This is a genomic window from Enterobacter cloacae complex sp. 385G4 (genome assembly GCF_057320665.1).
Map to the genome: position 1 here is coordinate 1050176 of NZ_JBXWDD010000001.1, position 13184 is coordinate 1063359.

Genomic DNA, 13184 nt, shown 5'->3' on the forward strand with positions numbered 1-13184 from the left:
TCGTTAACCATTAGTTTAATTCATGTGAATAGTTAAGCCGAGGTTGGTGTTCCCTCTTACACTATGCGCAGTTATAACATCGTTACTGGAACCCCGGTAACCCTGTCAGGAGTGTGAAAGTGATTAGTATATTCGACATGTTCAAAGTGGGGATTGGTCCTTCTTCTTCCCACACTGTAGGGCCGATGAAGGCCGGTAAACAGTTCGTCGATGATCTGGTCGAAAAAGGATTACTGGAAAGCGTTACCCGTGTCGCCGTAGACGTTTACGGTTCACTGTCATTAACGGGTAAAGGCCACCACACCGATATCGCCATTATTATGGGTCTGGCGGGCAATATGCCGGACACTGTTGATATTGATGCCATCCCGGCATTCATCCGTGACGTGGAAGCGCGCGGTCGCCTGCTGCTGGCTAACGGTCAGCACGAAGTGGATTTCCCGCAGGATGACGGCATGCGTTTTCGCAGCGACAACCTGCCGCTGCATGAAAACGGCATGACTATCCACGCCTGGAGCGGCGAAAAAGAGATCTACAGCAAAACCTACTACTCCATCGGCGGTGGCTTCATCGTTGACGAAGAGCATTTCGGTAAAGAGAGCGCGGGCGACGTGAACGTGCCCTATCCGTTCAAATCGGCCACCGAGATGCTGGGCTACTGCAAAGAGACCGGTTTGTCGCTGTCCGGCATGGTGATGCAGAACGAGCTGGCGCTGCACAGCAAAAAAGAGATCGAAGACTATTTTGCCAACGTGTGGCAAACCATGCGCGCCTGTATCGATCGCGGGATGAACACCGAAGGCGTACTGCCAGGGCCACTGCGCGTGCCGCGTCGTGCCTCTGCCCTGCGCCGTATGCTGGTGACCACGGACAAATTCTCTAACGACCCGATGAACGTAGTTGACTGGGTGAACATGTTTGCTCTGGCGGTGAACGAAGAGAACGCCGCTGGGGGGCGCGTCGTGACTGCGCCAACCAACGGTGCGTGCGGGATCGTTCCGGCGGTGCTGGCCTACTACGATCACTTTATCGAGCCTGTGACGCCGGATATTTATATCCGTTATTTCCTCGCGGCAGGCGCTATCGGCGCGCTGTACAAGATGAACGCGTCCATTTCAGGCGCTGAAGTGGGCTGTCAGGGTGAAGTAGGCGTGGCCTGCTCCATGGCGGCGGCCGGTCTGGCCGAGCTGCTGGGCGCAAGCCCTGAACAGGTTTGCGTGGCGGCGGAAATTGGCATGGAGCATAACCTCGGTCTGACCTGTGACCCGGTCGCAGGCCAGGTGCAGGTACCGTGCATTGAGCGTAACGCGATTGCCTCCGTCAAAGCGATTAACGCCTCGCGCATGGCGATGCGCCGTACCAGCGAACCACGCGTGTCGCTGGATAAGGTTATCGAAACCATGTACGAAACCGGCAAAGACATGAACGCGAAGTACCGTGAAACGTCGCGCGGCGGTCTGGCCATTAAGGTGCAGTGCGACTAAACCTCTCTTTCGCCCATCCGCAACGGATGGGCGAATTTCGCCCTTCATTCTCGTCTCCTTCTCCTTTCCCCACTACACTTTTACGGTCGCGGCTGCTCGCGCTCGGCCTGGCATCAGGCAGCGGCTAAATAGCGAACGGGTTGAGAGAGAAGCAGGCGCGGTAGTAACGCCACAATGGCTGGCGGGAATATCTTCCCCGCCAGAAGATCGTAACGGGCACATAGTACCCGTTACGCAGACTTATTCATCTTCGTCGTGTGCAGACTGTTCTTTAACAATGCGGACCAGATCGACGCGGTAGTCGTTAGCTTCAACGATAGTGATGTGCAATGGAGGAAGCTCGATCACATCCCCGACGCGCGGGATCTGACCGTTTACGGCGATAACCAGCCCCGCCACGGTTGCGATGTCTTCTTCATCGTTAACCACGTTTTCCAGCCCCAGCGTATGCGAGAGCGCGTGCAGGTCGGTCGCACCTTTGACCAGCCAGCCTTCGCCGTCGGCCACAATTTCAGGCGTTTCGTCTTCATCCGGGAATTCACCGGCAATCGCTTCAAGCACGTCCAGCGGCGTCACCAGCCCCTGTACCACACCAAACTCGTTGGTGACGATAACAAAGCTACCGCGCGCGCGACGCAATACGCCCAGCAGGTTGATCGGATCCAGCGTTTCCGGTACGACAATCGCCGGCGACGAAGCTGCAATGGCCTCCACGTTGACGCCCTCTTCCAGCGCCACCAGCATCTCTTTCGCCCGAACCACGCCGATGATTTCATCCAGCTCACCGCGGCATACCGGGAACAGGCTGTGCGGAGATGAGAGCAATTGCTGACGAATTTCATCAACGCTCAGGTTCGCATCGACCCAGCTAATTTCCCCGCGCGGCGTCATGATGCCGCGCAGCGAGCGGGAGGCCAGGGAGAGCACGCCGTTAATCATGTAGCGTTCTTCTTCCACAAACGCCCCTTCCGGAACCGGCACCGGGTTACGGTTTTCAGGGTCAGACTGGACGTTCACCTGACGGCGTCCGCCCATCAGGCGCAGAATGGCGTCCGCCGTACGGGCGCGCAGCGGCTGATTTGACTGCTGCTTAATAAAGTTACGGCGCGCAATCTGGTTGAACAGTTCGATCAGGATCGAGAAGCCAATCGCGGCGTACAGGTAGCCTTTCGGAATATGGAAGCCGAAACCTTCCGCCACCAGGCTCAAACCAATCATCAGCAGGAAGCTCAGACAGAGCACGACCACCGTCGGATGCTGGTTGACGAAGCGCGTCAGCGGTTTCGAGGCCAGCAGCATCACCGCCATCGCAATCACGACAGCCGCCATCATCACCGGCAGGTGGTTCACCATACCGACCGCGGTAATCACCGCATCCAGCGAGAAGACTGCATCCAGCACCACAATTTGCAGCACCACGACCCAGAAGCTGGCGTAGCCCTTACCGTGACCATCATCATGCTGCCGGTTCTCCAGCCGTTCATGCAACTCTGTTGTCGCTTTGAAGAGCAGGAATATCCCCCCGATTAGCATGATCAAATCACGGCCGGAGAAGGTGTAATCCATGACGGAGAACAGCGGTTTGGTCAGCGTGACCATCCACGAGATCACGGAGAGCAGCCCCAGTCGCATGACCAGCGCCAGCGAGAGTCCAATCAGACGCGCTTTATCACGCTGTTTTGGCGGCAGCTTATCCGCAAGGATGGCGATAAACACCAGGTTATCGATGCCGAGAACGATCTCCAGTACGACCAGCGTGAGCAGTCCCACCCAGATTGACGGGTCCATTAAGAATTCCATGACAAGCTCCTGCTAAAGGAATGACAAAACGGTGCCCCACTCAACGTGGGCAAATAAGAGGCAGACAGAGTTGATACGTGGCGTGGTTCGCCGGTGAAAAAGGCGCGGAATGGCCTGGTAGATGACTGACGTCGGTGACGGTCCATATAGTGGGCTGTAGCCCTATACTCCTGAACAAGTAAACGGAGGCTAAACATATCAGAGAGACTGTGTTTTTAGCAAAGATTTACGTTCCTTTGCAAAGTTCTGTAACACAGCGGCTGTACGCTACAGATAATTCTGTAACGCGTGGCTAAATTACGGATCTTCATCACATAAATTATTTTTTCACTATCTAAAATAATTCGCGGAAGTCTTAGTTTTTTGAACTCTAACCCTTATCTGAATCGATTCGGTTCGCCAATACGATTCTCAGTACGTCTGCCGGGCAGGCGTATTAATGATAATAAAAGGAGGTAGCAAGTGACCATTGCTATTGTCATAGGCACACATGGTTGGGCTGCTGAGCAGCTACTCAAAACGGCAGAGATGCTGCTGGGCGAGCAGGAAAACGTCGGCTGGATCGATTTCGTTCCCGGTGAAAATGCCGAGACGCTGATTGAGAAGTACAACGCTCAACTCGCGAAGCTGGATACCAGCAAAGGCGTGCTGTTTCTCGTCGATACATGGGGCGGCAGTCCGTTTAATGCTGCCAGCCGCATTGTCGTCGATAAAGAGCATTATGAAGTCGTCGCCGGGGTAAACATTCCCATGCTGGTGGAAACCTTTATGGCGCGCGACGATAACCCAGGCTTCGATGAGCTGGTCGCGCTGGCCGTTGAAACCGGCCGCGAAGGGGTGAAAGCCCTGAAGGCCCAGCCGGTTGAAAAACCCGCCCCTGCCCCGGCTGCGGCGGCACCGAAAGCAGCAGCACCGGCAAAACCGATGGGACCGAACGATTACATGGTTATCGGCCTGGCGCGTATTGATGACCGTCTGATTCACGGACAGGTTGCGACTCGCTGGACCAAAGAGACCAACGTACAGCGTATCATCGTGGTCAGTGACGAAGTGGCCGCCGACACTGTCCGTAAAACCCTTCTGACTCAGGTTGCACCACCGGGCGTTACCGCGCACGTGGTGGATGTCGCCAAGATGATCCGCGTTTACAACAACCCGAAATATGCGGGTGAACGCGTGATGCTCCTGTTTACTAACCCGACAGACGTCGAGCGCATTGTTGAAGGCGGCGTGAAAATCACCTCCGTGAACATCGGCGGTATGGCTTTCCGTCAGGGCAAAACGCAGGTCAACAACGCGATTTCAGTTGATGCGAAAGATATCGAGGCGTTCAACAAGCTGAATGCCCGCGGTATTGAGCTGGAAGCCCGTAAGGTTTCCACTGACCAGAAACTGAAAATGATGGATTTGATCGGTAAAGTTGGGAAATAAGCCCGCGCCGGTTTTTCACATAAAGCTTATGTTATAGGAGAAGTACAATGGAGATTACCACTCTTCAGATTGTGCTGGTGTTCATCGTCGCGTGTATTGCGGGTATGGAATCCGTACTTGATGAATTTCAGTTCCACCGCCCTCTGGTGGCCTGTACGCTGATCGGTGCCGTTCTGGGTGATATGAAAACCGGTATCATCATCGGTGGTACGCTGGAAATGATCGCCCTGGGCTGGATGAACATCGGTGCCGCCGTTGCGCCTGATGCCGCACTGGCCTCTATCATCTCAACCGTTCTGGTTATTGCCGGTCATCAGAGTATTGGTGCAGGTATTGCCCTTGCCATTCCTCTGGCCGCAGCAGGCCAGGTGCTGACCATCATCGTTCGTACCATCACCGTGGCCTTCCAGCACGCGGCGGATAAGGCGGCCGAGAACGGCAACCTCACGGCACTCTCCTGGATCCACGTGTCGTCCCTGTTCCTGCAGGCGATGCGTATCGCAATCCCGGCGGTTATCGTTGCGATCTCTGTCGGCACCAGTGAAGTTCAGGGCATGCTGAACGCGATTCCTGAAGTGGTCACCAGCGGTCTGAACATCGCAGGCGGTATGATCGTCGTGGTAGGTTACGCGATGGTCATCAACATGATGCGCGCGGGCTACCTGATGCCGTTCTTCTACCTCGGCTTCGTCACCGCAGCATTCACCAACTTCAACCTGGTTGCGCTGGGCGTGATTGGTGCCGTGATGGCGATTCTCTACATCCAGCTCAGCCCAAAATACAACCGTGTTGCGGGTGCCCCAGCGCAGGCTGCTGGTAACAACGATCTCGATAACGAACTGGACTAACAGGTGAGCGAAATGGTTGATATGACAAAAACTACCACAGAGAAAAAACTCACTCCGGGTGATATTCGTGGCGTGTTCATCCGTTCTAACCTGTTTCAGGGTTCATGGAACTTCGAACGTATGCAGGCGCTGGGCTTCTGCTTCTCAATGGTGCCGGCGATAAAACGCCTCTACCCTGAGAACAACGAAGCACGCCGTCAGGCGATTAAGCGTCACCTGGAATTCTTCAACACCCATCCTTATGTCGCGGCTCCGGTTCTGGGCGTGACGCTGGCGATGGAAGAGCAGCGTGCGAACGGCGCGGAGATTGACGATGGTGCCATCAACGGTATCAAAGTCGGTCTGATGGGTCCGCTGGCTGGCGTGGGCGACCCTATCTTCTGGGGTACTGTTCGTCCGGTCTTCGCGGCGCTGGGTGCCGGGATCGCGATGAGCGGCAGCCTGCTCGGTCCTCTGCTGTTCTTTATCCTGTTCAACGCGGTACGTCTGCTGACCCGTTACTACGGCGTGGCCTACGGCTACCGTAAGGGCGTGGACATCGTTAAGGATATGGGCGGCGGCTTCCTGCAGAAACTGACCGAGGGGGCGTCTATTCTCGGCCTGTTTGTGATGGGGGCGCTGGTTAACAAGTGGACGCACGTGAACATCCCGCTGGTGGTTTCAACCATCACCGGTCAGGATGGTCAAACCCGCGTCACCACCGTGCAGACGATTCTGGACCAGCTGATGCCTGGCCTGGTGCCGCTGCTGTTGACCTTCGCCTGTATGTGGCTGCTGCGTAAGAAAGTGAACCCGCTGTGGATCATCGTTGGCTTCTTCGTCATCGGTATCGCGGGCTACGCTGTCGGCCTGCTGGGCCTGTAAAACATTGCGTTATCGACCGGGGGCTTGCCCCCGGTCTTTTTATCTGGAGGATGAATGACTGTTACGGACATCGTACTGGTGTTGTTTATTGTTGCCCTTCTGGCTTACGCGATCTATGACGAGTTCATTATGCCTCGCCGTAACGGCGAGACGCTGCTGACCCTTCCCCTCTTACGCCGTGGACGCATTGATGCATTTATCTTCGCCGGCCTGGTGGTCATTCTGATTTACAATAATGTGACCAGCCACGGTGCAATATTAACCACATGGTTATTATGTGCGCTGGCATTAATGGCGATTTACCTGTTCTGGATCCGCTCGCCAAAACTCATTTTTAAAAAACACGGATTCTTCTTCGCCAATGTCTGGATAGAATATAACCGTATTAAAGAGATGAATTTATCCGAGGACGGCGTGTTAGTGATGCAATTAGAACAGCGCCGCCTGCTCATTCGGGTCAAAAATATTGATGACCTTGAGAAAATCTACACATTACTCGTTAAAACTCAATAAGTTAACATTATACCCTCGGCTATATATTGTGATATTCTTTCGCAAAGAATATAGCCGTTGCTATATCTTCTCGCCTCTTTGACTTATATTTATTAACGATATTTTCACGCATAAACCTAAATGAAAATCGTTATCAAAGACGCAGGTAAATTAAGTCTTGCTCGTTGTTGTTTTATATTCTCAAAATATGTTAAGGTTGCGCCCGTCGTTGGGGAGTAGCCGATTTCCTGCACGCAGGAAATGTACGCGTCAACATACTCGTTGAAAAACGTGGCGCGTACGGATCTCTTTCAGCACGCTTACCGTGCAAAAGAGATCAGGCGAGACCATAGATACATCAACTGCTGTTTACTGGGGGCAGTGATGTGTCATATGGATATCCCCGGTCTGGACGCTCTTATGAACATCTCCGCTACGATCCTTCTCGCTTTTGGCATGTCCATGGATGCATTTGCCGCCTCCATCGGCAAAGGCGCCACGCTTCACAAACCTAAATTCACAGAAGCTCTGCGCACCGGTCTGATCTTTGGTGCCATCGAAACGCTGACGCCGCTCATCGGCTGGGGTTTGGGCATGCTCGCCAGCCAGTTCGTGCTGGAGTGGAACCACTGGATTGCGTTCGTCCTGCTGGTGTTTCTCGGAGGCCGAATGATGATTGAAGGTTTTCGCGGGAATGATGATGAAGATGAAGCACCGCTGCACCGCCACGGTTTCTGGCTGCTGGTCACCACGGCAATTGCCACCAGCCTGGACGCCATGGCCGTCGGGGTGGGTCTGGCATTCCTGCAGGTCAATATTATCGCCACCGCGCTGGCCATTGGCTGTGCAACGCTGATTATGTCCACGCTGGGCATGATGGTCGGGCGGTTTATTGGCCCGCTGCTGGGTAAACGCGCCGAGATCTTAGGCGGTATTGTTCTGATCGGCATTGGTGCCCAGATCCTCTGGGCACACTTCGCGCCTTAAGCGTCGCGCTGCCAGACGTGGATACTGAAATCCGTCTGGCAGCCAAACGTCGTCCGAGCCGCTAATGCATCCCATACTTCCGGCTTTGCCCGCCACGCGAACGGCGTCATCTGCAGCAGGGCTACCGCTTCTTCCCCGTTCAAACTCATTTCATACGCCACTGAATGCTCCTGCTTCAGCGTAAAGCCTGTCAGCTGTTCAGAGTGGGGGGCATGCAGACGCACCTCATCGTAAATGAGTCCCTTCAGCTCCATCAGGTGACGCGGGCCCGGCGTGACGGTTATCACCCAGCCTCCGGGCTTCACCACGCGCGCCAGCTCGTCTGCTTTACACGGCGCGTAGATGCGGATAACGGCATCCATACTGGCATTATCAAACGGCAGCCGGTGGCTGGATGCCACGCAAAACGTCACGCCAGCGTAACGTTTAGCCGCTGCGCGGATCGCCACTTTCGACACGTCGAGACCGAATGTCACGGCCCCCTTCTCCCGCACCACATCCGCAAACCGTGCGGTGTAGTACCCTTCCCCGCAGCCGATATCAAGCATGGCGGACGCCGAATCAGGCAATAAGTCACCCAGCATCTGCGCTACCGTCTCCCGTAGCGGCAGATAGTGCCCGGCATCGAGAAACGCCCTGCGCGCCTGCATCATCTCTGCGCTATCGCCCGGATCGCGGGAGCGCTTGTGCTGCACCGGAAGAAGATTCACATACCCTTCTTTCGCCATATCAAACTGATGTCCCTGCGGACAGGCATAACTTTTATCTGAGCGCGTCAGTGACGCGTGGCAAAGGGGACAGCTGAAGGACATGGAAACTCCGGGAGATAAACCAAAGGGCGAAGTGTACCGCTATTCGCCCTGCTATAAAATGGCTGGATTACCGCATGACGATAAGGTGGTCTGAACCGGCCGGCAGGCCATCGGGTTTAATATTCTCCAGGCGCAGCACGTTGCCCATGATTTCGCTGAAGACCGGCGCGGAAACCGCCCCGCCATAGTAGGCCCCGTTTTGTGGATCGTTAATCACCACCACCAGGGCGAAACGCGGGTCGCTGGCAGGCGCAACGCCTGCGGTATAGGCGACGTATTTATCGACATATTTGCCGCTATCATCAATTTTCTTCGCCGTCCCGGTCTTAACCGCCACGCGATAATCGCGAACGGCGGCCTTAACGCCCCCGCCGCCGGGCAGCGCGACGCTTTCCATCATGTGCTCCACTTCATGCGCGATCTCCTCCGGCATGACGCGGTGGCCGATAACCGGGGGATCGATGCGGGTGATGGAGAGTGGACGCTCAAGCCCGAAGCCGCCAATCGTCGCGTAGACGTGGGCAAGCTGGAGCGGTGTGACCATCAGGCCGTAGCCAAAGGCAAAAGTCGCACGGTCTAGCTGACTCCAGTATTTACGCTGTGGCAACAGCCCGGCGCTTTCGCCCGTTAAGCCAAGCCCCGTGTTGGTGCCAAATCCAAAGTTTCGATAGGTATCAATAAGATGCTGGACAGGCATCGCCAGCGAGAGCCGGGATACGCCGGTGTCGCTCGATTTTTGCAGGATCCCGGTCATAGTCAGCTCAGGATAATAACCCACGTCGCGGATACGATGCCCGTCAAGGGTATACGGGTGGGTATCAATGACGCTGTCCGGCTGGACCAGCCCCTGCTGCAGAGCCGTCATCAACACCAGCGGCTTAACGGTCGAACCGGGCTCGAACGTATCGCTGATTGCCCGGTTGCGAAAATCGTTTATCGTCGCGCCTTCCCGGTTATTGGGATTGAAATCCGGATAGCTCGCCATGGCGAGTATTTCCCCGGTGGGGATATTAATGAGCACCGATGCCCCTGACTCGGCCTTATTCCAGGCGACGGCATTGTCCAGCGCGTCTTCGGTAATGGTTTGCAGCCGCTCGTCAATACTCAACTGGATGTTATGTGCCGGCGTGGGTGCCACTTCCGTCAGGTTTTCAACCACGCGCCCGTAGCGATCCTCCCGGACCTGTCGGATACCCGCTTTACCGGTCAGCTGAGTGTTGAAGCTTTTCTCCACCCCTTCAATGCCCTGCCCGTCAATATTGGTGAAGCCAATCAGGTTCGCCGCCACGTGGCCTGCCGGGTAAAAGCGGCGGGATTCATCGCGCAAATTAATGCCGGGTAAATTGAGCTTATCAATCCACTTCGCCTGAGCAGGATCGACCTGACGCGCCAGGTAGATGAAGCGGCCCTGGGGGTTGGCGTTAATTCGTGATGAAAGGGTGCTCAACGAAAGATGCAGCGCGCTCGCCAGCGCCTGCCAGCGTTCATCAAACCCAACGCCCCCTTTTGCCAGCACCGTTTTTGGATCGGCCCATACGGCCCGGACAGGCACGCTGACCGCCAGCGGTCGCCCTTCACGATCCATAATCATCCCACGCGGCGCATCAATCGCCAGCTGACGGAGGGATCGCATATCTTCTTGCTTCACCAGATTGTCAGGTTTGATGATTTGTAGCCAGGCAACGCGGCCAAGTAAAAAGGCCAGACTGCAGAAAATAGCGAAACAGAGCAGCGCAAAACGCGCCGGCGTGAAATTGCCAGCGGTTAATATCAATTTTTTCTTCACCTGAACCCCAGAGCTGTTAAACAACGCTCTGATTTAACGAGAAAAGATGCGCTTAGGGAGGCGAAACTGTGATACTAACCTCGCAGCTTTGCAACAAGTTGCTAACAAGACCGTAGATAGTAATATTTTGAAAGATAGGGAATAAAAAAGCCCCGCATGATGCGAGGCTTTATGTCTGAGAGTGAAGCGCTATGCGCCCCAGTCAGCAGCGGTTCGATCAGATAGCAGTTACGTTAACTGCAGCTGGGCCTTTCTGGCCGTCCTGAATTTCGAACTCAACGTTCTGGCCTTCGGCCAGAGTTTTGAAGCCGTTACCCTGGATTGCAGAGAAGTGTACGAACACGTCTTTGCTGCCATCAGCAGGAGTAATGAAACCAAAACCTTTAGACTCGTTGAACCACTTAACTTGACCTTTAATCTTTGCCATTTTGCAAAATTCCTTAGAGTGTTTTCTTAGCCCGCAGGCATTAACTGAGATAAAACTGAGACATTACTGCATGAGGCACTAATATAAGGTTCGGCAGAGAAGCGGTATTCAACGACAACGTGTTTACTCAGGACTTCTTTACTGAAAATGCCACACATAAACAGAACTGTACCTCGTTTGACCCAAAACGTGTTATCACACACTATGTTTAATATGGCAAGCCATTTTTAAACATGTCTCGATCCGCCGCACAAATTCGAACACTGTCTGTAAGGAATTGCACAATTATGCGCTTCTCAAACAGACGGCTATACTCCCTTACACAGACTCAACGCTGCTTGCACAACCGCTGTAATCTAAGACTTTTTTAACATAGCTCAATCATTACAATGCGTCCAGCAGTCGGGAAAAGAAATCTTTGGTGTTGATTGAGTTAGAACAAATTGTGAAAACTTATGCTTAAATCATTGTAACGTGACCGTATTGTTTCAGCCAAAAACGATGTTAATAATCCGCACCCTTCTGTATTAAAATCCATCAGGTAATTAGCATTGTTATGCACCAAAATAATGAAATTTTTATGACTCTGCATCAAAACAAGGCAAGCAAAACGTTTCGATAAAATTAAAATTTTCCTGACGACGAATACATACATAATATACGCAACAATTCATCGCTTCGTTTATAAGGGTAAATACTCGCCAACTTTCAGTATCCTGAAAGTATTATTAACTGGTGCTACATTATCCAGCGCATCAGTTAATTCTTTTATGGGGTCATCCAGCGCTTCATCCGCCAGCTCAAACACGCCCCAGTGAACAGGGAACGCCAGCGGGCAACCTAACTGTTGCCACAGCGCAACGGCAGACTGGGGATCCATATGGTGTACGGCCATAAACCATCGTGGAGCATAGGCGCCAACGGGCAATGCTGCAGCATCAATTTTCCCCAAACGTTCCGGTATCATCAGCAGCTCAGGCGAATAGCCGGTATCGCCACTAAACCAGAACCGGTGATGCCGCCCTTCAAAGACCCAGCCGCACCACAATGAGCGATTGCGGTTCCAGAGCGTGCGCATACTCCAGTGCTGCGCCGGTACGGCGGATAATGTTATCCCCTGCCAGGTAAAACTCTGCCACCAGTCGAGCTCAACCACCTGTTTTGCGCCCCGGCGGCGAAACCAGCCGCCCAGGCCTAAAGGAACAAACACACTGACGTCGGGAAAGCGTTTGAGAATGTGGCGAACAGTGAGTTCATCAAGATGATCGTAATGGTTATGCGAGATAACGACCGCGTCAAGCTGGTGCAGTTGATCGACAGAGAGTGCCGGAGGCGTTCTACGCTGCGGCCCTAAGAAAGGAAGTGGAGAAGCGCGCCTTGAAAAAACGGGATCGGTAAGAAGGAAATTGCCGTCCAGCTGCAGCAGTATGCTCGCATGTCCGAGCCACCACGCCCCATCCTGCTGCGGCTGCTGAAGATCGGCCGGTTGCCACCACCGCCGGATAAAGTCATCGTAGCCGAGCGCGGGCGGCTTCGGTAAGCCAGCTGCTTTGCGTTCTTTGCGCCAGCGGTCAAGGTCGCCAGGCTGGTGTCCTGCAGAAGTGGTATTACGAAAACCGTTTGGGGTGTGATGTTTCAGGGAGGGGTCATACCAGGGATTTTTCCAGACCACTGCCACCTCCCGGAATAATACGATTAACGCTCAGCCACCAGGCGGATAAAATCGTCTTGATCGTTGTTCTCGTCAGCGACCGCTTCTTTTTGTGCTTCTTTCTCTTCCGGCTCGTTAGCCTCGCACAGACGACGCAACAGTGCATTCTGCCGTTTTTGCTGCTCAAGCAGCGCTTCCAGCAGTTCGATCTGCTCATTGGTACGTGAACTGGCACGGTTTACGAAAAACCAAATGACCAGCCCCACCAGCAGAACAACCAAAGAGATCGTCAGGGATGCCATATTTAGCAGCCCTGAATTCAGTAACTCACCCATTTCACCACCTCAATAAAAACGTCTATTTTACCACTGGCGCGAAGGAAGGAAATCACCTGAAGAAAAAATGCGTGCTACCACGGAATAAACTTATTGATTGCGCAAACGCCGCTAAAAAACTGTACATCCTGATCGCACATCACGTTGATAGTCTGCGTCCACAACACCACGCACGCTATCAGCACGATAATCAGAATCACCCAGCGTATTTTTTTCACTCCACACTCCGTTTAAAGACCTGATATGACCAGGTTATCACGGTTATCT

At 53.8% G+C, this 13184-nt stretch carries 13 protein-coding genes, 1 pseudogene and 1 riboswitch; of the genes and pseudogenes, 6 read left to right on the forward strand and 8 right to left on the reverse strand.

Annotated features, from left to right (window positions below; genetic code table 11):
* The first annotated feature begins 119 nt into the window (after positions 1-119).
* Positions 120-1484 (forward strand): L-serine ammonia-lyase, encoded by a 1365-nt coding sequence (gene sdaA / locus AC2FAJ_RS05185; RefSeq protein WP_028013531.1) that lies wholly within the window; start codon positions 120-122, stop codon positions 1482-1484.
* A 240-nt stretch (positions 1485-1724) separates the two neighbouring features.
* Here sdaA and yoaE read toward each other — a convergent pair whose 3' ends face one another.
* Positions 1725-3284 carry a CNNM family cation transport protein YoaE gene (gene yoaE, locus AC2FAJ_RS05190; RefSeq protein WP_028013532.1) on the reverse strand — a complete coding sequence of 520 codons (1560 nt, stop codon included), beginning with the start codon at positions 3282-3284 and terminating at the stop codon, positions 1725-1727.
* A 462-nt stretch (positions 3285-3746) separates the two neighbouring features.
* Between yoaE and manX the strand changes: the two genes are divergently transcribed.
* The 5 genes from manX to mntP all read left to right on the forward strand — a co-directional run bounded on the left by manX (position 3747) and on the right by mntP (position 7906).
* Positions 3747-4715, forward strand: coding sequence for a PTS mannose transporter subunit IIAB (manX, locus tag AC2FAJ_RS05195; protein WP_028013533.1), 969 nt, complete (start codon positions 3747-3749; stop codon positions 4713-4715).
* Between the two features lie 47 nt (positions 4716-4762).
* Positions 4763-5563: a PTS mannose transporter subunit IIC gene (gene manY / locus AC2FAJ_RS05200; RefSeq protein ID WP_003859914.1), complete on the forward strand. Its 801-nt coding sequence runs from the start codon at positions 4763-4765 to the stop codon at positions 5561-5563.
* 12 nt (positions 5564-5575) lie between these two features.
* Positions 5576-6427 (forward strand): PTS mannose transporter subunit IID, encoded by an 852-nt coding sequence (locus tag AC2FAJ_RS05205; protein ID WP_006810994.1) that lies wholly within the window; start codon positions 5576-5578, stop codon positions 6425-6427.
* 54 nt (positions 6428-6481) lie between these two features.
* Positions 6482-6940: a DUF986 family protein gene (locus AC2FAJ_RS05210; RefSeq protein ID WP_041909484.1), complete on the forward strand. Its 459-nt coding sequence runs from the start codon at positions 6482-6484 to the stop codon at positions 6938-6940.
* A 198-nt stretch (positions 6941-7138) separates the two neighbouring features.
* Positions 7139-7258: riboswitch (yybP-ykoY riboswitch) on the forward strand.
* A gap of 81 nt (positions 7259-7339) precedes the next feature.
* Positions 7340-7906 carry a manganese efflux pump MntP gene (gene mntP, locus AC2FAJ_RS05215; protein WP_041911997.1) on the forward strand — a complete coding sequence of 189 codons (567 nt, stop codon included), beginning with the start codon at positions 7340-7342 and terminating at the stop codon, positions 7904-7906.
* Here the strand turns inward: mntP and rlmA are convergent.
* The 7 genes and pseudogenes from rlmA to mgrB form a co-directional block, all read right to left on the reverse strand.
* Positions 7903-8718 (reverse strand): 23S rRNA (guanine(745)-N(1))-methyltransferase, encoded by an 816-nt coding sequence (rlmA, locus tag AC2FAJ_RS05220; RefSeq protein WP_041909483.1) that lies wholly within the window; start codon positions 8716-8718, stop codon positions 7903-7905. The genes mntP and rlmA overlap by 4 nt on opposite strands.
* Positions 8719-8785: 67 nt before the next feature.
* On the reverse strand, positions 8786-10504 hold the full coding sequence (gene ftsI, locus AC2FAJ_RS05225; protein ID WP_248112399.1) for a peptidoglycan glycosyltransferase FtsI: 1719 nt from the start codon (positions 10502-10504) through the stop codon (positions 8786-8788).
* A gap of 217 nt (positions 10505-10721) precedes the next feature.
* Positions 10722-10931, reverse strand: a complete 210-nt coding sequence (gene cspE / locus AC2FAJ_RS05230; RefSeq protein ID WP_001062678.1) for a transcription antiterminator/RNA stability regulator CspE — start codon at positions 10929-10931, stop codon at positions 10722-10724.
* A 13-nt stretch (positions 10932-10944) separates the two neighbouring features.
* Positions 10945-11089: pseudogene (locus AC2FAJ_RS05235) on the reverse strand (DUF2627 domain-containing protein).
* Between the two features lie 524 nt (positions 11090-11613).
* On the reverse strand, positions 11614-12603 hold the full coding sequence (locus tag AC2FAJ_RS05240) for an MBL fold metallo-hydrolase (protein ID WP_075206196.1): 990 nt from the start codon (positions 12601-12603) through the stop codon (positions 11614-11616).
* A 23-nt stretch (positions 12604-12626) separates the two neighbouring features.
* Positions 12627-12917, reverse strand: coding sequence for a YebO family protein (locus tag AC2FAJ_RS05245; protein WP_047364849.1), 291 nt, complete (start codon positions 12915-12917; stop codon positions 12627-12629).
* Positions 12918-12991: 74 nt separating this feature from the next.
* Positions 12992-13135 carry a PhoP/PhoQ regulatory lipoprotein MgrB gene (mgrB, locus tag AC2FAJ_RS05250; RefSeq protein ID WP_006175995.1) on the reverse strand — a complete coding sequence of 48 codons (144 nt, stop codon included), beginning with the start codon at positions 13133-13135 and terminating at the stop codon, positions 12992-12994.
* Between the last annotated feature and the right edge of the window lie 49 nt (positions 13136-13184).